The organism is Propionivibrio sp., assembly GCF_041441355.1.
Classification (GTDB): Bacteria; Pseudomonadota; Gammaproteobacteria; order Burkholderiales; family Rhodocyclaceae; genus Propionivibrio.
The window spans coordinates 130,844-153,989 of the sequence record NZ_JASDTF010000016.1 but is presented as its reverse complement, the minus strand read 5'-3'; the positions used below and the strand labels follow the sequence as shown (position 1 = coordinate 153,989).

At 65.6% G+C, this 23,146-nt stretch carries 19 protein-coding genes; 14 read left to right on the top strand and 5 right to left on the bottom strand.

Features of this window, described 5'->3' with window-relative positions:
• Nucleotides 1–67 precede the first annotated feature (67 nt).
• From QMB55_RS05275 to QMB55_RS05210, 14 genes are all read left to right on the top strand, one after another.
• A complete protein-coding gene (locus tag QMB55_RS05275; RefSeq protein WP_497587628.1) occupies nucleotides 68–1,060 on the top strand; it encodes a MurR/RpiR family transcriptional regulator in 993 nt (330 codons plus the stop codon).
• The gene (locus QMB55_RS05270; RefSeq protein WP_497587627.1) at nucleotides 1,057–2,037 is read left to right on the top strand and encodes an isoaspartyl peptidase/L-asparaginase family protein; all 981 of its coding nucleotides are present in this window, start codon (nucleotides 1,057–1,059) and stop codon (nucleotides 2,035–2,037) included. The genes QMB55_RS05275 and QMB55_RS05270 overlap by 4 nt, the downstream gene beginning before the upstream one ends.
• Nucleotides 2,038–2,077: 40 nt before the next feature.
• On the top strand, nucleotides 2,078–3,955 hold the full coding sequence (locus QMB55_RS05265) for a dipeptide ABC transporter ATP-binding protein (protein ID WP_497587626.1): 1,878 nt from the start codon (nucleotides 2,078–2,080) through the stop codon (nucleotides 3,953–3,955).
• 63 nt (nucleotides 3,956–4,018) lie between these two features.
• Nucleotides 4,019–5,575 carry a glutathione ABC transporter substrate-binding protein GsiB gene (gene gsiB, locus QMB55_RS05260; RefSeq protein WP_497587625.1) on the top strand — a complete coding sequence of 519 codons (1,557 nt, stop codon included), beginning with the start codon at nucleotides 4,019–4,021 and terminating at the stop codon, nucleotides 5,573–5,575.
• Between the two features lie 62 nt (nucleotides 5,576–5,637).
• Nucleotides 5,638–6,558, top strand: coding sequence for a glutathione ABC transporter permease GsiC (gene gsiC, locus QMB55_RS05255; protein WP_497587624.1), 921 nt, complete (start codon nucleotides 5,638–5,640; stop codon nucleotides 6,556–6,558).
• Nucleotides 6,559–6,563: 5 nt separating this feature from the next.
• Nucleotides 6,564–7,472 (top strand): glutathione ABC transporter permease GsiD, encoded by a 909-nt coding sequence (gsiD, locus tag QMB55_RS05250; RefSeq protein ID WP_497587623.1) that lies wholly within the window; start codon nucleotides 6,564–6,566, stop codon nucleotides 7,470–7,472.
• A 13-nt stretch (nucleotides 7,473–7,485) separates the two neighbouring features.
• A complete protein-coding gene (locus QMB55_RS05245) occupies nucleotides 7,486–8,592 on the top strand; it encodes a DmpA family aminopeptidase (protein ID WP_497587622.1) in 1,107 nt (368 codons plus the stop codon).
• Between the two features lie 162 nt (nucleotides 8,593–8,754).
• Nucleotides 8,755–9,573, top strand: coding sequence for a M55 family metallopeptidase (locus QMB55_RS05240; RefSeq protein WP_497587621.1), 819 nt, complete (start codon nucleotides 8,755–8,757; stop codon nucleotides 9,571–9,573).
• Nucleotides 9,574–9,774: 201 nt separating this feature from the next.
• Nucleotides 9,775–11,412: a methyl-accepting chemotaxis protein gene (locus tag QMB55_RS05235; RefSeq protein WP_497587620.1), complete on the top strand. Its 1,638-nt coding sequence runs from the start codon at nucleotides 9,775–9,777 to the stop codon at nucleotides 11,410–11,412.
• Nucleotides 11,413–11,688: 276 nt separating this feature from the next.
• The gene (locus tag QMB55_RS05230) at nucleotides 11,689–12,837 is read left to right on the top strand and encodes an ABC transporter substrate-binding protein (RefSeq protein ID WP_497587619.1); all 1,149 of its coding nucleotides are present in this window, start codon (nucleotides 11,689–11,691) and stop codon (nucleotides 12,835–12,837) included.
• 240 nt (nucleotides 12,838–13,077) lie between these two features.
• Entirely contained in the window at nucleotides 13,078–13,971 is an 894-nt protein-coding gene (locus QMB55_RS05225; RefSeq protein ID WP_497587618.1) for a branched-chain amino acid ABC transporter permease, read from the top strand.
• Complete coding sequence (locus QMB55_RS05220) at nucleotides 13,971–15,056, top strand: branched-chain amino acid ABC transporter permease (RefSeq protein WP_497587617.1); 1,086 nt, start codon at nucleotides 13,971–13,973, stop codon at nucleotides 15,054–15,056. The genes QMB55_RS05225 and QMB55_RS05220 overlap by 1 nt, the downstream gene beginning before the upstream one ends.
• On the top strand, nucleotides 15,056–15,820 hold the full coding sequence (locus QMB55_RS05215) for an ABC transporter ATP-binding protein (protein WP_497587616.1): 765 nt from the start codon (nucleotides 15,056–15,058) through the stop codon (nucleotides 15,818–15,820). The genes QMB55_RS05220 and QMB55_RS05215 overlap by 1 nt, the downstream gene beginning before the upstream one ends.
• The gene (locus QMB55_RS05210; RefSeq protein ID WP_497587615.1) at nucleotides 15,820–16,530 is read left to right on the top strand and encodes an ABC transporter ATP-binding protein; all 711 of its coding nucleotides are present in this window, start codon (nucleotides 15,820–15,822) and stop codon (nucleotides 16,528–16,530) included. The genes QMB55_RS05215 and QMB55_RS05210 overlap by 1 nt, the downstream gene beginning before the upstream one ends.
• Nucleotides 16,531–16,578: 48 nt before the next feature.
• Here the strand turns inward: QMB55_RS05210 and QMB55_RS05205 are convergent, their stop codons facing one another.
• The 5 genes from QMB55_RS05205 to pflB all read right to left on the bottom strand — a co-directional run bounded on the left by QMB55_RS05205 (nucleotide 16,579) and on the right by pflB (nucleotide 22,948).
• Complete coding sequence (locus QMB55_RS05205) at nucleotides 16,579–17,433, bottom strand: NAD(P)-dependent oxidoreductase (RefSeq protein ID WP_497587614.1); 855 nt, start codon at nucleotides 17,431–17,433, stop codon at nucleotides 16,579–16,581.
• Between the two features lie 102 nt (nucleotides 17,434–17,535).
• Nucleotides 17,536–18,786: a hypothetical protein gene (locus QMB55_RS05200; RefSeq protein ID WP_497587613.1), complete on the bottom strand. Its 1,251-nt coding sequence runs from the start codon at nucleotides 18,784–18,786 to the stop codon at nucleotides 17,536–17,538.
• Nucleotides 18,787–18,917: 131 nt separating this feature from the next.
• Complete coding sequence (locus QMB55_RS05195; protein ID WP_497587612.1) at nucleotides 18,918–19,844, bottom strand: formate/nitrite transporter family protein; 927 nt, start codon at nucleotides 19,842–19,844, stop codon at nucleotides 18,918–18,920.
• A 55-nt stretch (nucleotides 19,845–19,899) separates the two neighbouring features.
• Complete coding sequence (gene pflA, locus QMB55_RS05190; RefSeq protein ID WP_497587611.1) at nucleotides 19,900–20,679, bottom strand: pyruvate formate-lyase-activating protein; 780 nt, start codon at nucleotides 20,677–20,679, stop codon at nucleotides 19,900–19,902.
• A gap of 7 nt (nucleotides 20,680–20,686) precedes the next feature.
• Nucleotides 20,687–22,948, bottom strand: coding sequence for a formate C-acetyltransferase (gene pflB / locus QMB55_RS05185; RefSeq protein ID WP_497587610.1), 2,262 nt, complete (start codon nucleotides 22,946–22,948; stop codon nucleotides 20,687–20,689).
• Nucleotides 22,949–23,146 lie beyond the last annotated feature (198 nt).

Sequence of the window (23,146 nt, the reverse complement as noted above, 5' to 3'; positions counted from 1 at the left end):
CTTGTTGCCGAAAAATGTAAACCGCTATACATTTGCCGCTCTACCATACCAGTCGGAATTGAGGGTCATGGCCGGCTCCCAACACCACCCGCCGATGGCGCAACGCATCGCGCGCCTCCTGCCGACGCTGACCCGCGCGCAACGGCGGATGGCCGACTATGTCCTTGCCCATCCCTTGCAGGCCGCGACCCAGACCATCGACGAACTGGCCAGCGCGCTCGGCGTCTCGGTGGCCACCGCCAACCGCTTCGCCCGCGCGCTCGAATTCGACGGCTACCCGCAGTTCCGCGCGGCCCTGGTGCTCGGCTTCGAAAGCGCGCTGGCCCTGGTCGACAAGGTGCGCCAGCAGGTCGGCCGCCCGGTCGGCGATGCCGGTGTCTTCGCCCTCACCCTGAGCGAAATCGGCGCCAACGTCGAACGCACCCGCCAGGCCCTCGACGCGGAAAGTTGCCGCCAGGCGGTGGCCGCGATCGGCGCCGCACAGCGCATCGCCATCGCCGGTTACGGCAGCAGCGGCTGGCTGGCCGGGTTGCTGCACCGGACCCTGGAACCGTATTGCCGCCAGGTCCACCTGCTCGCCAGCCTCGAAGGCCCCGGCTACGGCGCGCGCGTGCTCTCGGGCCTGGGGCCCGCGGACCTGCTGATCGCCATCGCCTTCCCGCGCTACTCGGCGGACACCGTTTTCCTCGCCCGGCGCGCGCACCAAGCCGGGGTTCCCCTGCTGGCGCTCACCGACAAGCGCAGCTCGCCGCTCGCACCGCTCGCCTCGGTCAGCCTCTACGCGGCCAGCGAAAGCAGCTATTTCGTCAACTCCGAATGCAGCACGCTGGCGCTGATCGAAGCCCTCGCCAGCGCCGTCGCTCACCACAGCCGCGACCCGGTGCAGGCAACCGGACGGCTGGCCGCCGCCGCGCAGCCGTGGTTGCACGGCACCGCGCAAAGCTGCCTGCGCCCGCCGCCCGCGTGCGACGAGACGCCCCGTCCGGCTGCGCGCCGGCGCGCGGCCGCAAACGCCCCTTCTCAACCTTCCGTCAAACCTTCGCGCAAGGCCACGCCATGAGCACATCCCTTCCGTCCCCCGTCATCGCCATCCACGGCGGCGCCGGCACCCTGAGCCGCAGTCTGGTCAGCGATGCCCAGAAAAACGCCTACCACGCCGCGCTCAACGACATCCTCGTTGCCGGCCAGCGCTGCCTCGCCGAAGGCGGCAGCGCGCTCGACGCGGTCGCCCTGGCGGTCAGCCTGCTCGAGGACTGCCCGCTGTTCAACGCCGGCCACGGCGCGGTGTTCACCCGCGACGAGACGCACGAACTCGATGCCGCGGTGATGGACGGCGACGGGCTGCGCGCGGGCGCGGTGGCCTGCGTCACTCGCATCAAACATCCGGTCTACGCCGCGCGCGCGGTGATGGAAAAAACCTCGCACGTGCTGCTCGTCGGCGCCGGCGCCGAAACCTTCGCCCGCCTGCACGCCCTGGAAATGGTCGAACCCGCTTATTTCTCGACCGACTTCCGGCGCGAACAGTTGCAACGCGCGCGCGCCGAAGGACGCACCCTGCTCGACCACGACGGCGGCCACGCCGAGCAGAAAACGCAGGACGAGCAACCGCTCGACGAAAAAACCAAATTCGGCACCGTCGGCGCCGTCGCCCTCGACGCGCACGGCCACCTTGCCGCAGCGACCTCGACCGGCGGCATGACCAACAAGCTGCCCGGCCGCGTCGGCGACTCGCCGCTGATCGGCGCCGGCACCTACGCCGACGACCGTTATGCCGCCATTTCCTGCACCGGCAGCGGCGAGATGTTCATCCGCGCCGCCACGGCCTACGACGTCTGCGCGCGCATGGCCTACGCCGGCCAGTCGCTGCACGAGGCCGCGCATGCCGCCATCTTCGAAGGACTGACGCCGATCGGTGGCAGCGGCGGCCTGATCGCCATCGACCGCCAGGGCAACGTCTGCCTGCCGTTCAACAGCGAAGGCATGTACCGCGGCCACGCCCGCGTCGGCGAAGCACCGCACACCGCCATTTACCGCTGACCCTGCTCACTCCCCATCCGCTCCCACGCCTTTTCGTCCCATGCCGCACGCCGCCTCCGCCCCCGACCTGCTCCTCCCGGACAACCACGTCATCGCCGTCGACGGCCTCTCGGTCCGCTTCCAGACCTCGGAACGCACCGTCGACGCGGTCAAGAACCTCTCCTTCCACGTCGCCCGTGGCGAAACCCTGGCCATCGTCGGCGAATCCGGCTCAGGCAAGTCGGTCACTTCGCTCGCCGCAATGCGCCTCGTCGAACACGGCGGCGGCCGCATCATCGGCGGTCGCCTCGCCTTTCGCCGCCGCGACGGCCGCATGCTCGATCTCGCCCGCGCCGACGACGCGACGATGCGCAGCATCCGCGGCGCTGACATCGCGATGATCTTTCAGGAGCCGATGACCTCGCTCAACCCGGTGTTCACCGCCGGCGAGCAGATCGCCGAGTCGATCCGCGAACACCAGGGCATGGACCACGCCGCGGCCAACGCCGAAGCATTGCGCATGCTCGACCTGGTGCGCATCCCCGAGGCGAAGAACGTCCTCACCCGCTTCCCGCACCAGCTCTCGGGCGGCATGCGCCAGCGGGTGATGATCGCCATGGCGCTCTCCTGCAAGCCCTCGCTGCTGATCGCCGACGAGCCGACCACCGCGCTCGACGTCACCATCCAGGCGCAGATTCTGGCCTTGATCCGCGCCCTGCAGCATGAGATGCAGATGGGCGTGGTGTTCATCACCCACGACATGGGCGTCGTCGCCGAGATTGCCGACCGCGTGCAGGTGATGTACCGCGGCGAAGGCGTCGAAAGCGGCACCGCAACCGAGATCTTCGCCCGCCCGGCGCACCCCTACACCCGCGCCCTGCTCGCCGCCGTGCCCAAGCTCGGCTCGATGCAGGGCAGCCCGCTGCCGCGCAAGTTCGACCTGCTGCGCGTCGACGCCCCCGACGCGCCGCCCGAAGTCGCGGCGCCGCAGGACACCGTGCGCCCCGAAGCGCCGATCCTGCGCGTCAAGGATCTGATCACCCGCTTCGACGTGCGCGGCGGCTTCTTCGGCCGCGTTCAACGGCGCGTGCATGCCGTCGAGAAAGTCAGCTTCGACCTCTACCCGGGCGAGACGCTGGCGCTCGTCGGTGAATCGGGCTGCGGCAAGTCGACCACCGGACGTTCGCTCTTGCGCCTCGTCGATAGCCAGAGCGGCGCCATCGAGTTCGCCGGGCAAAACATCCGCGAGCTTTCGGGCCCGGACTTGCAGGCCTTGCGGCGCAACATCCAGTTCATCTTCCAGGACCCCTTCGCCTCGCTCGACCCGCGCCTCACGGTCGGTTTCTCGATCATGGAGCCCTTGCTCATCCACGGCGTCGCCAAAGGCCGCGAGGCTGAGGAACGCGTCGCCTGGCTGCTCGAGAAGGTCGGCCTGCCGCGCGAATTCGCTCAGCGTTACCCGCACGAGTTCTCCGGCGGCCAACGCCAGCGCATCGCCATCGCGCGCGCCCTGGCGCTCAACCCCAAGGTGGTGATCGCCGACGAGTCCGTCTCGGCGCTCGACGTCTCGATCCAGGCGCAGATCGTGAACCTGCTGCTCGACCTGCAACGCGAGCTGGGCATCGCCTTCCTCTTCATCTCGCACGACATGGCCGTCGTCGAACGCGTCAGCCACCGCGTGGCGGTGATGTACCTCGGCCAGATCGTCGAAATCGGCCCGCGCCAGGCGATCTTCGAAAATCCGCAGCACCCCTACACGCGTAAGCTGATGGCCGCGGTGCCGATTGCCGATCCGACGCGCAAGCGCGAACGCCAGCTGATGAACGACGAAATTCCCAGCCCGATCCGCGCCGTCGGCGACGAGCCCGAGGTGCCGCCGCTGGTCGAGGTCGGCGCCGGGCACTTCGTCGCCCGCCACCGCGTCTCCAAAGTCTTTTAGCCCGATGCTGTTCCCGCTCCGTCATTCCTGTTCAACCCGCCACCACGCCAAGGAGGTATAACCATGACCCAGACCTGCAAACCCTTGCGTCCGAAGTTCGTCGTCGCCGGCCTCGCCGCGCTCTGCGCCTTCGGCGCCGGCGCCGCGTTCGCCGCCGGCAAGGACGTCGTCATTGCCCTGAGCAACCAGCCGGACTCGCTCGACCCGTACAACACCAACACCACGCTGACCACGGCGGTGACCAAGTCCTTCTACCAGGGCCTCTTTGAGTTCGACAAAGACCTCAAGGTGCAGAACGTCCTCGCTGAAAGCTACACCACCTCCAAGGACGGCCTGACCTACACCTTCAAGCTGCGCGAAGGCGTCAAGTTCCACGACGGCACGCCGTTCAACGCCGAGGCGGTGAAAGCCAACCTCGAGCGGGTGATGAACCCCGAGAACAAGCTCGCCCGCTTCAACCAGTTCAACCGCATCGGCAAGGTCGAAGCGACCGGCCCGTACAGCGTGCGCATCACGCTCAAGGAGCCCTTCGGCCCCTTCATCAACTCGCTCGCCCACTCGTCGGCGGCGATGATCTCGCCGACCGCGCTCAAGAAATACGGCAAGGACATCGCTTTCAACCCCGTCGGCACCGGCCCCTTCGTGTTCACCGAGTGGAAGCAGACCGACTTCGTCAAAGGCAAGAAATTCGACGGCTACTGGAAGAAGGGCTACCCCAAGGTCGACAGCGTGACCTGGAAGCCTGTGCTCGAGAACAACACCCGCGCCGCGATGCTGCAGACCGGCGAGGCCGACTTCATCTACATGGTCCCCTTCGAGCAAGCCGCCGAGTTGGAGAAAAACCCCAAGCTCAAGCTCTACTCGATCGACTCGATCGTCACCCGCTACCTCTCGATGAACACGCTCCAGAAGCCGTTCAGCGAGCCCAAGGTGCGCCAAGCCATCAACCACGCGATCAACCGCGACGCGCTGGCCAAGGTCGCCTTCAACGGTTACGCCAAACCGGCCACGGGCGTCGTCCCGGCGTCGATCGAGTTCGCCCAGAAATACACCCCGGCGGCCTACGATCCGGCCAAGGCGCGCCAACTGCTTAAGGAGGCCGGCTACCCCAACGGTTTCGAGACGACGCTGTGGGGCGGTTATGCCAACACCACGACGAGCAAGGTCATCCAGTTCGTCCAGCAGCAGCTCGCCCAGGTTGGGATCAAGGTCAGCGTCCAGGCGCTCGAACCCGGTCAGCGCGTCGAGTGGGTACAGAGCGTGAGCGACCCGCAAGCCGCCAAGGTGCGCTTGTACTACGCCGGCTGGTCGTCGTCGACGGGTGACGCCGACTGGGCGCTGCGCCCGCTATTCGCCACCGAAGCCTGGCCGCCCAAGCTGCAGAACTCCGCCTACTACAGCAACAAGGTCGTCGACGACGCCATCGCCGGCGCGCTGAAGTCGACCGACAACCAGGAGAAGGCCGCGTTCTACAAGACGGCGCAGGACCAGATCATGGCCGACCTGCCGTGGGCCGTGCTCACCGTCGACAAGCTGCTCTTCGCGACCAGCAAGCGCCTCTCGGGCATCGTGATGATGCCGGACGGCAGCATCTATTCGGAGACCATGTCCGTCGAGTAATCGCACGAACCGCGTGCGCCACCGCATCCTAAACGGCGGCGCACGCCTGCCAGCCTGAAACTATGTTCAATTACCTCATCAAACGCCTGCTCGGCCTGACGCCGACCCTGCTCATCGTCGCCGTGCTGGTCTTTTTCTTTGTGCACATGCTGCCCGGCGATCCGGCACGCCTGGCCGCCGGCATCGATGCCGACGAGCAGACGGTGCAACTCGTTCGCCAGGAGCTCGGGCTCGACAAACCGCTGCCCGAGCAGTTCGTCACTTTCTTCAAGCACGCCGTGCAGGGTGATTTCGGCAAGTCGCTGCGCACCCGCCGCTTAGTGTCGGTGGAAATTTCCGAACGCTTCGCGCCGACCTTCTACCTGACGCTGACCAGCATGGCCTGGGCCGTGGTCTTCGGCATGGGCATCGGCATCATTTCCGCCGTCAACCGCAACCGCTGGCCCGACCGCCTCGGGATGACGGTCGCCGTTTCGGGCATTTCCTTCCCGGCGTTCGCGCTCGGCATGCTGCTGATGGAGATTTTCTCGGTCTGGCTCGGCTGGCTGCCCACCGTCGGCGCTGACACCTGGAAACACTACATCCTGCCGTCGCTGACCCTCGGTGCCGCCGTCGCCGCGGTGATGGCCCGCTTCACCCGCGCCTCCTTCGTCGAAGTGGTGCAGGAAGACTACGTCCGCACCGCCCGCGCCAAAGGCCTGCGCGAACGCGTGGTGCTCGCCAAGCACTGCCTGCGCAACGCGCTGATCCCGGTGATCACCATGATGGGCCTGCAATTCGGTTTCCTGCTCGGCGGCTCGATCGTCGTCGAATCCGTGTTCAACTGGCCCGGCCTCGGCCGCCTGCTCGTCGACTCGGTGAACATGCGCGACTACCCCGTGATCCAGGCGCTGGTGCTGCTTTTCTCGCTGCAGTTCATCCTGATCAATCTGGTCGTGGACATGCTCTACGCCTTCATCAACCCGACCATCCGCTTCAAGTAGCCGCCATGACCACCCCGACCGTTACCGCCAACGCCTCCAGCCCCGTCGTGACCGCCAACGACACGGTGCGCACGCCGTGGAGCGAATTCTGGCGCAAGTTCAAGAAACAGCCGGTGGCCATGGGCGCGCTGGGCTTCGTCGTCCTGCTCGTGCTCGTTGCACTCTTCGCCCCGCTCCTCGTTCCGTACGACCCGGAGAATTTCTTCGACTACGACCGCCTCAACCAAGGCCCCTCGTGGCAGCACTGGCTGGGCGTTGATCCGCTCGGGCGCGACATTTTCAGCCGCATCGTCGCCGGCGCGCGCATCTCGCTCGCCACCGGCTTCTTCTCGGTGGCGCTGGGCGGCATCGTCGGCACCGCGCTGGGCCTGCTCGCCGGCTACTACGAAGGCTGGTGGGACCGCATCGTGATGCGCATCTCGGACGTGCTCTTCGCCTTCCCGGGCATCCTGCTCGCCCTGGGCATCGTCGCCGTACTCGGCAGCAGCATGGTCAACGTCGTCGTCGCCGTCTCGGTGTTCAGCATCCCGGCCTTCGCCCGCCTGGTGCGCGGCAACACCCTGGCACTCAAGCAGATGACCTACATCGAAGCCGTACGCAGCATCGGCGCCTCGGACTGGATCATCCTGGTGCGCCACATCCTGCCCGGGACGATCTCGTCGATCGTCGTCTATTTCTCGATGCGCATGGGCACCTCGATCATCACCGCCGCCAGCCTCTCCTTCCTCGGCATGGGCGCCCAGCCGCCGACGCCGGAATGGGGTGCGATGCTCAACGAGGCGCGCGCCGACATGGTCAATGCGCCGCACGTCGCGCTCTTCCCGAGCCTCGCGATCTTCTTCACCGTGCTCGCCTTCAACCTGCTCGGCGACGGCCTGCGCGACGCCCTCGACCCGAAGATCGACCGCCAGTAAGGAAGGACGCGCCATGCCTGCCACCCCGACCATCGCCCGCCACCGCCTGCCGCAGGTCGGCGCCCTGCCGCCCGGCCCCCGCAACGCGATCACCGACGTCCCCGGCGTCCGCGTCGGGCACTGCACGCTGGCCGACGGCGAACGGCAGACCGGGGTCAGCGTGATCGTCCCGCACGCCGCCGATCTGTTCCAGGACCGCGTCCCCGCTGCCGCGCACGTGATCAATGGCTTCGGCAAGAGCGTCGGCCTCGTCCAGGTCGAGGAACTCGGAGTGCTCGAAACGCCGATCGCACTGACCAACACCTTCGCCGTCGGCGCGGTCGCGCAAGCGCAGATCCGCCAGGCGATTGCCGCCAACCCCGAAACCGGGCGCAGCCTGTCGACCGTCAACCCGCTCGTCTTCGAATGCAACGACGGTTACCTCAACGACATCCAGGCCCTTGCCATCGAAGACGCGCACTACCGCGCCGCCTGTGCCGCTGCCAGCGCGGAGGTCGTCGAAGGCAGCGTCGGCGCCGGACGCGGGATGTCGTCCTTCGGCCTCAAGGGCGGCATCGGCACGGCCTCGCGCCGGGTTTCCCTGCCGGCAGTCGGCACGGCGGCGGCCGCGGAGTACACCGTCGGCGCCTTCGTTCTCTCCAACTTCGGCCGTCTGCCGCAAATCACACTCTGCGGCGACGCACTCGGCAACACGCTCGCCGAGCGCCTCAAGGCCTTCGAAGCCGCACCGCCCGCTTTGCCTGAAGCGGCGGAAAAAGGCTCGATCATCCTCATCGTCGCCACCGACGCCCCGCTCGATGCGCGCCAGTTGCGCCGCCTGGCGGTGCGCGCCGGCGCGGGCCTGGCGCGCACCGGCTCGGTCTACGGCCACGGCAGCGGCGACATCGCGCTCGCCTTCTCGACCGCCTACACCCTGCCCCAGGACCCCGCGCGCCCGATGCCGGCCGTCGCCCTGATCCACGAGGGGCGCATCGACCCGCTTTTCCAAGCCGTCGCCGACAGCTGCGAACAAGCCATCCTGCACGCGCTCTGGCAAGCCACGCCGGTGATCGGCCGCGCCGGCCACCGCCGCGCGACGCTCGCCGAACTGCTGCCCGACTGGAGGTACTTGGCGCCCTGAGCCTGGAAAACCTTAACTACGGAGATCGCGAATAACGGTACGACGAGAACTGCGTTCCCGCCACCGAGGTCGTCAACACCATCCCGATTTCGCTTCGTGCGCTCTGCGATTTCCGTGGTTAATGCTTTTCAAACCTTACCCTGAATCCCCGCGGAGACTGACATGAAACTCCTGATCTCGACCGACATCGAAGGCGTCGCTGGCGTCTACAGCCCCGAGCAGACGCGCATGGGCAACGGCGAATACGAACGCGCCCGCCGCCTGATGACGCAGGAGGCCAACGCCGCCATCGCCGGCGCCTTCGACGCCGGCGCCGAAGCGGTGTTCGTCAACGACTCGCACGGCGACTTCCGCAACCTGATCGCCGAACAGCTCGACCCGCGCGCCCAGGCTGTGCAAGGCAAACCGCGCCGGCTCGGGATGATGGCCGGCGTCGATCTCGGCGTCGATGCCGTGGCCCTCGTCGGCTACCACGCCAAGGCCAAGGCCGCCGGCATCCTGGCGCACACCATCAACAGCTTCGCCTTTGCGCGCATCGCCATTAATGGCGTCGAGTACGGCGAGGCCGGGCTGTACGGCGCGCTGGCCGGCGAATTCGGCGTGCCGGTCGCCTTCGCCAGCGGCGACGACGTGTTCATCGCCGAGACGCGGCCGCTCTTCCCGAGCGCGACCTTCGTCCAGACCAAGACCGCCAGCGGCAACGGGAGCGGCGTCAGCCTCGCCCCTGAAACCGCGTGCGCCGCCATCCGCGCCGGTATGGTGCAGGCCTTGCGCGTCGTACCGGCCCGCCCCGAGCTGACCCTTGCCGCACCACTGGCCGTACGTCTGCAAACCCAGACCCCGGCGCTCGCCGACCTGTTCAGCCTGTGGCCAACGCTTGAGCGTGAGGCGCCCGACGTGATCGCCTTCGAAGCCGCCAGCGTGCAGGACACGGTTCGCACCCTCAACGCCCTGAGCGCGATGTCCGCTGTTCTGCGTTAGGCGCTCGCGCGGGCGGAATACCCGCCCCCCACCGCAGGGTCTCCCCACAACGCCGCCTCCGGGCGGCGTTGCTTATCGGCACGCCGCGGCTTCACACGGCACGCCGCCTCACGGTTTGACCTCGACAAGCGCGGCGTATGCACTAGAGTTAAAGCGCTGCCATTCTCCCTGCGCTCAACTCTCTTCATTCCGAGGTTCCTCATGACCCTGACCGTTACCAAACGTCTTGGCCTGGGTTTTTTTGCGCTCGTTGCGCTGACCCTCATCTGCCAGCTTCTGGCCAGCTATTTCATCGGCACGATGAAGGATGACATGTACGAGATCGTCGAGGTCAACGCCCGCCAGCAAGCCAAGGCGGTCGATCTGCTCGACGACACCCAGGAAATCCGGGTGCTTTACCGCCAGACCTTGCTCGACACGACCCCGGAAGCCCGCGCCAAGACGCAGGCGTCGTTCAACGAGGCGCGCAAACGCTTGCTGCAAAACACCCAGGAACTCGAGAAACTGTTCTCTAACCCGAGTTACCCGCCCGAACCCCAGGAAAAGGACACATTCGCCAAGATCAAGAGTGCGCAAGGCACCGCCCTGGCGGCTGTGGAGAAGGTGCTCGAACTGGCGAACGCGGGCCGTCTTGATGAGGCTCGTCAGGTCATCACCACCCAGGCGCTGCCGGCGATGAGCGAACTCACCGAGGCGCAGCGCAAGCTCGCCGACATCGAAGACGCGCTGAACCAGGCCAAGGTCAAGGAAACGAACCAGCGGGTATCGACGATCCAGATCGAAATGCTCATCCTGACCCTGGCCTCCATCGCCATCGGCGGCGGTCTGGCCTGGATCATTTCACGCAGCGTCACGCATCCGCTGCGCCAGTTGCAAGGCTTCGTGCAGGAAGTCAGCAGCGACTACGACTTCACCCGACGGATGCCGGTGAGCAGCGACGACGAGATCGGCCAGACGCTCAAGGCGATTAACGGCCTGCTCGACACCCTGCAGGCGAGCTTCCGTCAGGTACTCGACGTCGTCAGCCAGGTCACCACTTCGGTAGAACACCTTTCCGGCGCCAGCCGCGAAATGTCTTCGATCTCGCATTCGGTCAGCGAGTCTTCTTCCAGCATGGCCGCTGGCGTCGAGCAGGTCACCGTGAGCATCAGTCACGTCGCCGAGCGTTCCGACGAGTGCGATCGCACTGCCCGCGAAGCCGGTCGCCTGGCCACCGCCGGCGGCGAGGTGATCGAGAGCACGATCACCAGCATCAACGAGATCGCTACCCGCGTGCGCGCCGCCGCCGAGCAGATCGATGAGCTCAAGGGTCGCACCGAGAGCATCGGCGCCGTGGTCAATGTGATCAAGGACATCGCCGATCAGACCAACCTGCTGGCGCTCAACGCCGCCATCGAGGCCGCCCGCGCCGGCGAGCAGGGCCGTGGCTTCGCGGTGGTGGCCGACGAGGTGCGCAAGCTCGCCGAACGCACCGCGTCGTCGACGCAGGAGATCATCGAAACCATCAACGCCATCCAGAGCGGCGCCAACGCGACCGTCAGCGCCATGGGCCAGACCGTGCATGATGTCGATACCGGCGTCACCCAGGCGCAGAAGGCCAGCGTCGCCATTCAGGACATCCGGGCCAGCGCCGACCGGGTGGTCGAGCAGGTCAGCGACATTTCCACCGCCATGCGCGAGCAAAGCTCCGCCAGTTCGCTGATGGCCCAGCAGGTCGAGCGCGTCGCCCAGATGAGCGAGGAGAGCAGCGAGACCGCCACCAAGACCGCCGACGAGGGCAAGCGTCTGCACGAACTGAGCCAGTCGCTCGATCAGGCGATCCGCCGCTATCGCGTCTGACGACCTGACCTTCCCGCGCCGCCGACGCGGCGCCCGGGGCCGCACCCACCCTCGCCCCCTCCACACCAACGCCGCCTCCGGGCGGCGTTTTTTGTCGCCCTTGGAAGGCATGCCCCGCAAAGGATTGCACGTTTTCACATCAATATGCCGAAATTCTAAAATGCAATCGTCCGCATCGCGATTCCGTCCTTGACGCATGAATACGCGCTGTATAGGATCGCCGAGTCGGTTCGGTGTGACTCAAACCCGTAATAACCATCAAAGATAGGGGATGTCATGAAAAGATTAGCGTCTTACCTCGCCATTGCCGCCGCGCTGACCGCCGGCGCCACGCTCGTCGGTTGCTCCGGTTCCTCCGGGGACGGCGATGTGATCAAGATCGGCGTTTTCGAACCCCTGACCGGCGCCAACGGCGCGGGCGGTGCCGATGAATACGATGGCATCAAGCTGGCCAACAAGCTGGCGCCGACCGTCCTCGGCAAGAAAGTCCAGCTCGTCGCCGTCGACAACAAGTCAGACAAGGTCGAGGCCGCCAACGCCGCGACCGTGCTGGTGCAAAAAGAGAAGGTCAAGGCCGTGATCGGCTCCTGGGGTAGCTCGCTGTCGATGGCCGGCGGCCCGATCTTCGCCGAAGCCAAGGTGCCGGCGGTGGCCGTCTCGGCGACCAACCCCAACGTCACCAAGGGCAACCCCTTCTACTTCCGCGTTTGCTTCCTCGACCCCTTCCAGGGCACGGTGAACGCCTCCTACGCCTTCAACACCCTGAAGGCCAAGAAGGTCGCGATCATCCGCGAAGTCTCGAACGACTACTCGGTCGGCCTGGCCAAGTTCTTCGTCGACGAGTTCGTCAAGCTCGCGGGCGATCCGGCTGCGGTCGTCGCCACCTCCGACTACAACACCGGCGACCAGGACTTCACCGCGCAGCTGACCAACATCAAGAAGTTTGAACCCGATGTCATCTTCGCCCCCGGCAACTACACCGAATCGGCGCTGATCATCAAGCAGGCGCGCGCGCTGGGCATGACCGCCCAATTCCTCGGTGGCGACACCTGGGACATGGTCGCCTTCCAGCAAGTGGGCGGTGAAGCGGTCGAAGGCGCCACCTTCTCGACCTTCTTCGCCAACGACGTGCCGATCAACAAGACCTCAGAAGCCTTCCTCAAGGCCTTCCGCGACGAGTACAAGAAGGAACCGCCGGCTGTCGCCGCCCTCGGCTACGACGCCTACATGGTCATCCTCGACGCCATCAAGCGCGCCAACTCGACCGACCCGCAGAAGATCCGCGACGCGATTGCGCAGACCAAGGACTTCGAAGGCTCGGCCGGCTCGATCACCATCAACGCCGAACGCAACGCCGACAAGGCCGCCGTGTTCAAGACGGTCAAGGACGGCAAGTTCGTCTTCCTGACCACCGTCAAGCCCTGATCGGTCTCATCGGCGGAGGCTGACGTTCAAACACACCGGGCCGGATGCGCCGCACAGGCGTCCCGGTCCGGTCTGCCAGACGCCGCTTCCGTGCTTCGTTTCAACTCGACATAAAAACAATAAGCGACTCGCTGCGGCGAGTCGCGTTTCGTCAACGGGATACGCGGGGGTCGCACCGACGGCACGCTGATGCCGCCGGCCCACGGGCTGTTAAGCCCCCGGGGACGCAAAAGGGATTACATGGATTTTCAGACCTTCCTGCAACAGTTCGTCAACGCACTGTCGCTCGGTAGCCTGTACGCGTTGATCGCCATCGGCTACACGATGGTGTACGGCATCCTGCGCCTGATCAACTTCGCGCACGGCGACATCTTCATGATCGGCGGCTACCTCGCCTTTTACGCCGTGACCACCTTCTTCATGCCCTGGTGGGTTGCCGTCGCCGTCGCCATCGGCCTGACCACGATCTTCGGCATCGGCCTCGAACGCGCCGCCTACCGGCCGCTGCGCGACTCACCGCGGATTTCTATCATGATCAGCGCCATCGGCGCTTCCTTCCTTATCGAGAACCTGGCCATCGTGCTCTTCGACGCCCGGCCCAAGGCCTTCCCGGTGCCCGAGTTCTTCGCCCGCAACCTGGTCGTCGAAGGCGTGCATATCGCCAGCGTCAGCCTGATCATCCCGCTGGTCACCGCGGTCGCGCTCGCCGTGCTGCTGTGGATCGTCTACCGCACGCGCGTGGGCATGGCCATGCGCGCCGTGTCGACCGACATCGACGCCGCCCGCCTGATGGCCATCGACGTCAATCGCATCGTCTCGCTCACCTTCGCCATCGGCAGCGCGCTCGCCGCGATCGGCGGCATCATGTTCGCCCTCAAGTATCCGCGTCTCGAACCGCTGATGGGCATCATGCCCGGCCTCAAATGCTTCATTGCCGCGGTGATCGGCGGCATCGGCAGCATCGCCGGCGCCGTGCTCGGCGGCTTGCTTCTGGGCCTGATCGAGATGATGACGATCGCCTTCCTGCCCCAGCTCACGGGCTACAAGGATGCCTTTGCCTTCGTCCTCCTGATCATCGTGCTCCTGGTCAAACCCACCGGCCTCCTGGGCAAGAACCAGGGAGAGAAAGTCTGATGAACCCCGCCATGACCACGCCACCGAAACTCGCCCCGAACGACCTCAAGACGCTGATCGCCGCCGCCGTCGGGTTGGCGCTGCTGCTCGTTTTCGAAGCCACGTTCGACACGTTCACGATGCAGATCTTCAAGCTCTGCGCGATCAACATCATCCTTGCCCTGTCGCTCAACCTGATCAACGGCTTCACCGGCCTGTTCAGCCTCGGGCATGCCGGCTTCATGGCCGTCGGCGCCTACACCTGCGCCATCCTCACCATGTCGCCCGAGCAGAAGGAAGCGAACTTCCTCCTGCAGCCCATCGTGCCCTGGCTCGCCAACATCCACATCGGCTTCATTCCAGGCCTCATCATGGCAACGCTGGTGGCCGGGGTCATCGGCTGGCTGCTCGGGGTGATCGCCCTGCGCCTGCGCGACGACTACCTGGCGATCGCCACGCTCGGCTTCTCGGAGATCATCCGCGTCGTGCTCACCAACACGCAGACGATCACCAACGGCTCGCTGGGCCTGAAGGGCCTGCCGCGCTTCACCACCATGTGGTGGGCCTGGGGGATGGCCATCGTGGTCACGTTGTTCCTCGTGCTGCTGATCCGTTCGAGCTACGGCCGCGCCTTCAAGGCCATCCGCGACAACGAGATCGCCGCCGAATCGATGGGCATCAACGTCTTCGGCATGAAGGTCCTCTCCTTCTCGATTTCCAGCGCCCTCGCCGGGCTTGCCGGCGGCCTGCTGGCGCACTACCTGACGACGATCGATCCCAAGCAGTTCATCTTCCTCAAGACCTTCGACATTCTGCTGATCGTCGTCCTCGGCGGCGTCGGTTCGATCACCGGCTCGGTGATCGCGGCCATCGTCGTCACCGTCTCGATGGAGGCGCTACGCTTCCTCGACGGCCCGATGAACTTCGGCTTCTTCGCCACCAACGGCATCCCCGGCCTGCGCATGGTGTTCTTCTCGGCGCTGCTGATGATCGTCGTCATCTACCGCCAGCAGGGCTTGATGGGCAAAGCCGAATTCAGCTGGGAGGGCCTCTCGAAGCTCGGCCTCCTGCCTAAACGCAGCAAGTCCGGCGGGGAGGGCAAGTGATGGCCGCGCTGCTTGAAACCTCCGGCGTCAATAAACTCTTCGGCGGCCTCGCCGCGGTCACCGACCTCAACATGACGGTCGAGGCCGGCGAGATCGTCGGCCTGATCGGCCCCAACGGCGCCGGCAAGACCACCTCGTTCAACCTGATCACCGGCGTCTACACCCCGACCAACGGGCAGATCCGCTTTGCCGGACGCGACATCGTCGGCCTGGCGCCGCACCGCATCACCCGCCTCGGCGTTGCCCGAACCTTCCAGAACATCCGCCTGTTCAAGGACATGAGCGTGCTCGAAAACGTGCTCGTGGCGCAACACATGCGCATGGGCACCAACTTCGTCGAAGCCACCCTGCGCCTGCCGTCCTACCTGAAGAAGGAACACGCCATCCACGAACGCGCGCGCGCTCTGCTCGACGAGGTCGGCCTCTCGGCGCACGAGAACGCCCCGGCGACCAGCCTGCCCTACGGCAAGCAGCGTCGTCTGGAAATCGCGCGCGCACTGGCCACCGAGCCGCAACTGCTATTTCTCGACGAGCCGGCGGCGGGCATGAACCCGCAGGAATCGGTCGAACTGATGGAGTTCATCCTCAAGATCCGCGACCAGTTCAAGCTCACCATCGTCCTCATCGAACACCACATGCAGGTGGTCATGGGCGTCTGCAAGCGCATGTACGTGCTCGACTACGGCGTCACCATCGCGCACGGCACGCCCGAGGAAATCCAGAACAACCCGAAGGTCATCGAAGCCTACCTGGGAACCGAATAATGCTGTCGATCCAGAACCTCTCCGTCCATTACGGCGGCATCCACGCCCTGCGCGGCATCAGCTTCGACGTGCCGGCCGGCCAGATCGTCACCCTGATCGGCGCCAACGGCGCCGGCAAGAGCACCACGCTCAACTCGATCATGGGCCTCGTCAAATCCGGCCCGCGTTCCTCGATCAGCTGGAACGGCCAGGAAATGCGCGGCGCCGGCACCAAGAGCATCGTCGAATCGGGCATCGTGCTGGTGCCCGAAGGCCGCCGCGTCTTCCCCAACCTCTCGGTCGACGAAAACCTCACCCTCGGCGCTTATGCGCGCAAGCACAAAGCCGAGATCGAGGCCGACCGCGAACGCGTCTTCGGCCTTTTCCCGCGCCTCAAGGAGCGGCACAAGCAGAAGGCCGGGACGCTCTCGGGCGGCGAGCAGCAGATGCTCGCCGTCGGCCGCGCCCTGATGAGCAAGCCGACCGTGCTGATGATGGACGAACCCTCGCTGGGCCTCGCGCCGATCTTCGTCGGCATGATTTTCGACATCATCCGCGAGATCAACGCTTCGGGCGTCACCGTCCTGCTCGTCGAACAGAACGCCAAGGCCGCGCTCGACGTCGCCGACACCGGCTACGTCATGGAGACGGGAACGATCAGCTTCTCCGGCTCGGGCAAAGACCTCCTCGCCGACGACCGGGTGCGCAAGGCCTACCTCGGGGAGCACTGAGCGCAGCCCCCCGACCGATGGGCGCGCTTGGGGCCGCGCCCACCGGTTTCAGCGTCGTCCGACTGCGTCGATGCCCAGCACGCTCGCATCGTCAGCGCCGTGGCCGGCGGCGAGGAGCTGGTCCATCCGGGCGGCGATCGAGGGCAAGGTGGCGAGCGGCAGCTCGCCCGTCGCCTCGAGCATCAGCCCGACGTCCTTGCGCGCCATCGCCAGCTCGAAGCTCGGCGCGAAGTTGCCCTTGGCCATGTTGCCGCCGCGCAGCGCAACAATGTTGTTCATGTCGAGCAGGCCGAGCAGCTTGATCGCGTCCTCGGCGCCCACCCCACCGGCCCGGGCCAGGGTCAGGACGTCGGCGATCACCGCCCAGCTGCCGATCAGCATGGTGTTGCCCAGGAGCTTGTTGACCGCCGCCAGGTCGGGGCGCTCGCCGAGGTATTCCAGGCGACCGGTCATTTTGGCAAGCTCGCCCTGGACGCGCTCGAACAGCGCTTTCGGCCCGGCCGCCAGCATCGAACCCAGCCCCTGGCGCGCCGCCGCAGGCCCCATGAACACTGGGCAATGCAGATAGTGCAGACCTTCAGCCTGCAAGCGCGCGGCGCGTTCGGCCGTGAGCCTGGGCAGGGTGGTGCTGTGGTCGATCAGAATGGTGTCGGCGGCCAGCCCGGGGCGCGCGGCAGCGATGACCGCCTCGATCGCGGTGTCATCCTTGAGGATGAGGTGCACACGCGTCGCGCCGCGGACAGCATCCGCCGGCGTTGCCGCAGCCTTGATTCCGAATGGGATCAATGCCTGCAGTTTGTCCGGCGAGCGGTTCCATGCGCTGACCGTGTCGCCGCGTTTGGCTGCGGCTTCCGCGAATGCGCTGCCGAGCAGCCCCGTACCGAGAAAGGTGATGTTGGCCATGGGTCGTCTCCTGAAAAAAGCGCATCCGGAAAGGCGCTGAAGGGTCATCGGGAGGAGAGAATCTTACCCGGATTGACGCCGCAGCACCGACGCCTCCACGGCTTACTCCCGACGTGATGCGGCCATGATCTTCTCGAACAGGCGATCGCGCACCGTCCAGCCGCGCGCTTGTAGGTGTTCCCGCGCCGCGGGATCGACCGGCCCGCCGATCCACAATTGTTTGCTGTGCACCCCGTTCAGCTTGCCGATCGCCCGGTCGAGCACGGCAAGCTTCTCCTTCATCTCCTCGTCGTAAGCGATGCGATCGATGGGGAAGAGGCCGACGATCTCGCCGCGCCAGGTCCGAACGAACAGCGTCCGATCGATCCGGACGAAGCTCTCGACCGCCCCCTTTTCGCTCGCGAAGCGACCGATCATCTGCGCCCGGTAGCGCATGAACAGCGCCATCGCCTCATCCTCCGCCCTCGCCGCCGCGGCAACAAAGGCGGCGCGCCCCTTGCTGCCCTTGAGCGTCTCGAGTTCGCCAACGATGATGGTTTTGTCCTGGGGGGAAAGTACCGGGTTATCCAGGAAGGCGTCGATGCCCGTACGGGGCACGCCCATGGCCCGCAGCTTGTCGCGGTTGAGGCTGTCGAGCTGGGCCGGGCTCTTGTCGCGCACCAAGGCCTTCATCGAATCGGTGGTTCCGGTCGCTGCGACCACGGTGCCCATCGTTCCGGGCAGGAAAGCCAAGGCCACCTTGGTCGTCAGACCGCCCCCGGCGGCCGCCCAGCCCAGCTCGTCGAGGCTTTTTTGCAGGGGTTTGAAGCGGGTGTAGGGATCGACCCCGAACTGGTAGGCGAAAGCCCGCTTGGCCGTCGCCTGCCCAAGCGCGGTCTCTGTCACGCCGGCCTGATGCGGATCGCCGCTCGTCGCCGCCCGGCCGATGTCGCTCATCCAGCGCCCGATGCCTTTTGCCGCACCGGTGACCGCGCCGACCGGGTTGTCGATCAGCGCCTCGGCGCCACGCAAAGGACTTTTCGCCCCGGCTTTGAGCGCCGACTGATAGACCTCGCTTTTTTCCAGTTTCTCGATCTGGTCGAGTCCGCGCAACTCGCCGATGCGCTCGAACAACAACGGCGAGCCCTCGATCTCGAGCGTGCCGTATTTCGTCTTCACCCGGTAGGTATTGACCAGCCCGTCGTTGCGCACCTCGGGATCGACCCAGAAATTCGGGCCTTCGAGCATCTCGGCCGGCAGCACCGTGGCAGCGTCGAGCACGGTCACCGGGTTGGCCTGAACAGTCAGCGGAGCCAGCCCGCCGGCGACAAGCACCGACAGAAACAGGCGTCGGAGGTATTGCGAATGGATCATCGCGCTTTCCTTTCCAGCATCGCTACGACGCTCATTCTAACAAGCCGGATTCCGGGCAAAAAAAAGCCAGTCCGGAGAGGACTGGCCCAGTTGAGGACTACGCCGCTCGTTCGACGGCTCGTCGCAAACGCTTAGTGCGTCGCCGCTTTGCCGCGCCGGTAGATCACCCAGTAGACCGCGCCGACGAGCAAGGCGCCGCCAACCCAGTTACCGAGGGTGACGAAGACCATGTTACGGGCGAAGGTGTCGATCGGGATGTCGAGCGCGGCCACGCGCAGGCCGGCTTCGGTGGCCCAGAAGGCGTCGGCGGCACCGTGCTTGATCATCAGGCCGTAGGGGATGAAGAACATGTTGGCGACGCAGTGCTCGAAACCGGCGGCGACGAAGGCGCTGATCGGGAAGAGGATGGCGAACACCTTGTCGGTCAGGCTGCGGGCGGAGAGCGTCAGCCACACCGCGAGACAGACCAGCACGTTACAGAGGATTCCGGCAAAGAAGGCCTTGCCGACCGGCAACTGGCTCTTGTACGAGGCGAGCGAGATCGCCGTGGCGCCGATTTCGCCCTGGGCGGCCATGTAGTGGCCGGAGAGGAAGATGATCGCCGCGAGCGCAACCGAGCCAACGAAGTTTCCAGCCCAGACGGTGGTCCACACGCGCAGCATGCGGCCGGTGTCGAGACGGCCGCTGGCCCAGGCCATGACCATCAGGCAGTCGCTGGTAAACAGCTGGGCGCCGGCAATGACCACCAGCAGCAGGCCGAGCGAGAAGGTGACGCCCATCAGCAGACGGGTCAGGCCGTAGGACATGATGCCTTCGGCGCCGGTGATGGTGATCATGGCGAACATCGCGCCGAGGCCGACGAAGGCGCCGCCGAGCGCGGCCAGCATGAACTGCGTGGACAGGCCCTGCTTGGCTTTCTTGATACCGGCGTTTTCCGCCGAGACGGCGATTGCATCGGGCAGCAGCGGCTCGAATGCCGGCGCCTCGGACGCGTAGTTGGACTTCTTGGCTTCAGCCTCTTCCTTCGCAAGGAGGCCCTTGTCGACCTTTTTCAGCATGGTCTTGGTTAATCCAGAAAAAAATAACGGGAAATTCGCGTGCGGGCAAACCGGCTCAGTACGCCAGCAGGCCCGCCGCACGGAAAATGTCGCGCGCCTTGATCACGGTCTCGGGCGCTGGCGGACGCACGCCGGCCAGCTTGTAGTCGAGTCCGCGCTCGCGCCATTTGTGTTCGCCCAACTGGTGGAAGGGCAGGATATCGACCCGTTCGACGTTGCCGAGGCCGGCCGCGAATGTGGCCAGGGCTTCGAGGTCGGTAACGTTGTCGGTATAGCCCGGCACGAGGACATGCCTCAGCCAGACGGGTTTGTTCAGGTGCGCCAGACGCTCGGCGAACCGAATCGTCGGATCGAGCGAAACGTTGGTCAGCGACTTGTACTTCATGCCGGTCGCGGCCTTGATGTCGAGCAGCACGAGGTCGAGGTCGGCGAGCAGTTCGTCGTCCGCGTCCTTGCCGAGGTAGCCCGAGGTATCGAGTGCCGTGTGCAGGCCCATCTCCTTGCAACCGCGCAGGATGGACTTGCAGAATTTCGGCTGCACCAGGGGTTCGCCCCCGCTGATGGTGACACCGCCGCGCCCACGCCCGCGACCGAAGAAATTCCGGTATTGGGCGATGTCGGACAGGATGTCTTCGACCGAGGTCAACGTGCCGTCCTTGCGGTGCCAGGTGTCGGGGTTGTGACAGTACTGACAGCGCAACGGGCAGCCGGCGAGGAACAGGATGTAGCGGATCCCCGGGCCATCGGCCGTGCCGAACGTTTCGGTCGAGTGCACCCAGCCTTCGAGGGCGGGGGTGGTACCGCGCCCCTCTTGCGAGGGGCGCGGGCAACTCAAGCCTGAGTTAGCTTCCTGCATGGAAGGTACGGCTGATGACGTCAAGCTGCTGCTCGCGCGTCAGCTTGATGAAGTTCACCGCGTAGCCCGAAACACGCACGGTCAGCTGCGGGTACAGTTCCGGCTTCTCCATGGCGTCCATCAGCGTCTCGCGATCGAACACGTTCACGTTGATGTGGTGGCCGTTCTGGGCGAAGTAGCCGTCGAGCATGCCGACCAGGTTGCCGATGCGCTCGTCGGCGCTGTTGCCGAGGGCGTTCGGGATGATCGTGAAGGTGTAGGAGATGCCGTCCTGCGAGCAGGCGTAGGGCAGCTTGGCGACCGACGACATCGAGGCCAGTGCCCCCTTGTTGTCGCGACCGTGCATCGGGTTGGCACCCGGGGCGAACGGTTCGCCAGCCTTACGGCCGCAGGGGGTGTTACCGGTCTTCTTGCCGTAGACCACGTTCGAGGTGATGGTCAGCACCGACATGGTCGGGACCGATTCACGGTAGGTCTTCTGCTTCTGCAGGAGGCCCATGAAGGTCTCGACCAGCCAGACAGCGATCGAATCAACGCGCTGGTCGTTGTTACCGTAGGCCGGGTACTCGCCGTCGATCTTGAAGTCGGTGGCCAGACCACGCTCGTCGCGGATGATCGACACCTTGGCGTGACGCATGGCCGACAGCGAGTCGGCGACGACCGACAGACCGGCGATGCCGCACGCCATCGTGCGCAGGATGTCGCGGTCGTGCAGGGCCATCTCGATGCGCTCGTAGTGGTACTTGTCGTGCATGTAGTGGATGGCGTTCAGCGACTTCATGTACACACCCGACAGCCATTCCATCATCGGCAGCAGCTTGGCGACGACTTCGTCGTAGGTCAGCGTGTCGCCGGTGATCGGCTCGAAGCCCGGGACGACGAGGTCGCCCGACTGCTCGTCACGGCCGCCGTTGATCGCGTAGAGCATGGCCTTGGCGAGGTTGGCGCGGGCGCCGAAGAACTGCATCTGCTTGCCGATGCGCATGGCCGAGACACAGCAGGCGATGCCGTAGTCGTCGCCCCAGTACGGACGCATCAGGTCGTCGTTCTCGTACTGCACCGAGCAGGTGTCGATCGAGGTCTTGGCGCAGAATTCCTTGAAGCCCTGCGGCAGGTTTTCCGACCACAGCACGGTCAGGTTGGGTTCCGGCGCCGGGCCGAGGTTGTACAGCGTGTGCAGGATACGGAAGCTGTTCTTGGAGACCAGCGTGCGGCCGTCTTCGCCCATGCCACCGATCGATTCGGTCACCCAGGTCGGGTCGCCCGAGAACAGCTGGTCGTAATCCGGCGTCCGCAGGAAGCGGACGATACGCAGCTTGATGACCAGATCGTCGATCATTTCCTGCGCTTCGGCTTCGGTCAGCAGACCGGCGTCCATGTCGCGCTGGATGTAGACGTCGAGGAAGGTGGCGATACGGCCGATCGACATCGCGGCACCGTTCTGCTCCTTGACCGCGGCGAGGTAGGCGAAGTAGGTCCACTGCACGGCTTCACGGGCATTGGCGGCCGGACGGCTGATGTCGAAGCCGTACTTGGCGGCCATTTCCTTCAGTTCGTTCAGGGCGCGCATCTGCTCCGAGAGGTCCTCGCGCAGGCGGATCGTGCCTTCGACGAATTCAGCGTTGTCGAGCTCCTTGAACTCGCGCTTCTTGTCGGCGCGCAGGGCGTCCACACCGTACAGGGCCACACGGCGGTAGTCGCCGATGATGCGGCCACGGCCGTAGGCGTCCGGCAGACCGGTCAGGATGCCCGACTTGCGGCACTTGAGGATTTCGTCCGAGTAGACGTCGAAGACGCCGGCATTGTGGTGCTTGCGGTGCTTGGTCCAGATTTCCGAGACCAGGGGGTCGCTCTCGAAGCCGTAGCACTCGAGACCCTGCTCGACCATGCGCAGGCCGCCGTTCGGGACGATGGCGCGCTTGAGCGGGGCGTCGGTCTGCAGACCGACGATGACTTCCAGCGACTGGTCGATGTAACCGGCGTCGTGCGCGGTGATGCTGGTCGGGATGTTGGCGGAGACGTCCAGAACGCCACCCTTCGACTGCTGTTCCTTTTTCAGCAGCTCGGCCATCTTGGCCCACAGGGCCGTCGTACGGGCGGTCGGGCCGGCCAGGAACGAAGCGTCGCCTTCATACGGGGTGTAGTTCTTCTGGATGAAGTCGCGAACGTTGATCGAGGTCTGCCATTCACCGTCGGCAAAGCCTTCCCACGCATTCTGGCGGGTCGTGACGGTCAGTGGTGCATTCATTACTAACTCCTCTTGTGGTCTTAAGTGAAATCGGTATCCGGATTGGGTCGGGGCGTCCTCGGGTCGGCGCTGCGCTCGGCAGCATCGGACGAAGCGTTTGGCGCTCCGTCGCATGAAACCCGTCACGTTGGGGAAGTCTTCGCGGCCCTGGGCGCCCTCACTGGGCTGCCGTTCCTGCCGCACTGCCGGCGCCCTGCG

What these genes read in the sequence shown, in the direction of transcription:
- QMB55_RS05275 (WP_497587628.1), top strand. Translation starts at nt 68, where the DNA reads ATGGCCGGCTCCCAACACCACCCGCCGATGGCGCAACGCATCGCGCGC.
- QMB55_RS05270 (WP_497587627.1), top strand. Translation starts at nt 1,057, where the DNA reads ATGAGCACATCCCTTCCGTCCCCCGTCATCGCCATCCACGGCGGCGCC.
- QMB55_RS05265 (WP_497587626.1), top strand. Translation starts at nt 2,078, where the DNA reads ATGCCGCACGCCGCCTCCGCCCCCGACCTGCTCCTCCCGGACAACCAC.
- gsiB (WP_497587625.1), top strand. Translation starts at nt 4,019, where the DNA reads ATGACCCAGACCTGCAAACCCTTGCGTCCGAAGTTCGTCGTCGCCGGC.
- gsiC (WP_497587624.1), top strand. Translation starts at nt 5,638, where the DNA reads ATGTTCAATTACCTCATCAAACGCCTGCTCGGCCTGACGCCGACCCTG.
- gsiD (WP_497587623.1), top strand. Translation starts at nt 6,564, where the DNA reads ATGACCACCCCGACCGTTACCGCCAACGCCTCCAGCCCCGTCGTGACC.
- QMB55_RS05245 (WP_497587622.1), top strand. Translation starts at nt 7,486, where the DNA reads ATGCCTGCCACCCCGACCATCGCCCGCCACCGCCTGCCGCAGGTCGGC.
- QMB55_RS05240 (WP_497587621.1), top strand. Translation starts at nt 8,755, where the DNA reads ATGAAACTCCTGATCTCGACCGACATCGAAGGCGTCGCTGGCGTCTAC.
- QMB55_RS05235 (WP_497587620.1), top strand. Translation starts at nt 9,775, where the DNA reads ATGACCCTGACCGTTACCAAACGTCTTGGCCTGGGTTTTTTTGCGCTC.
- QMB55_RS05230 (WP_497587619.1), top strand. Translation starts at nt 11,689, where the DNA reads ATGAAAAGATTAGCGTCTTACCTCGCCATTGCCGCCGCGCTGACCGCC.
- QMB55_RS05225 (WP_497587618.1), top strand. Translation starts at nt 13,078, where the DNA reads ATGGATTTTCAGACCTTCCTGCAACAGTTCGTCAACGCACTGTCGCTC.
- QMB55_RS05220 (WP_497587617.1), top strand. Translation starts at nt 13,971, where the DNA reads ATGAACCCCGCCATGACCACGCCACCGAAACTCGCCCCGAACGACCTC.
- QMB55_RS05215 (WP_497587616.1), top strand. Translation starts at nt 15,056, where the DNA reads ATGGCCGCGCTGCTTGAAACCTCCGGCGTCAATAAACTCTTCGGCGGC.
- QMB55_RS05210 (WP_497587615.1), top strand. Translation starts at nt 15,820, where the DNA reads ATGCTGTCGATCCAGAACCTCTCCGTCCATTACGGCGGCATCCACGCC.
- QMB55_RS05205 (WP_497587614.1), bottom strand. Translation starts at nt 17,433, where the DNA reads ATGGCCAACATCACCTTTCTCGGTACGGGGCTGCTCGGCAGCGCATTC.
- QMB55_RS05200 (WP_497587613.1), bottom strand. Translation starts at nt 18,786, where the DNA reads ATGATCCATTCGCAATACCTCCGACGCCTGTTTCTGTCGGTGCTTGTC.
- QMB55_RS05195 (WP_497587612.1), bottom strand. Translation starts at nt 19,844, where the DNA reads ATGCTGAAAAAGGTCGACAAGGGCCTCCTTGCGAAGGAAGAGGCTGAA.
- pflB (WP_497587610.1), bottom strand. Translation starts at nt 22,948, where the DNA reads ATGAATGCACCACTGACCGTCACGACCCGCCAGAATGCGTGGGAAGGC.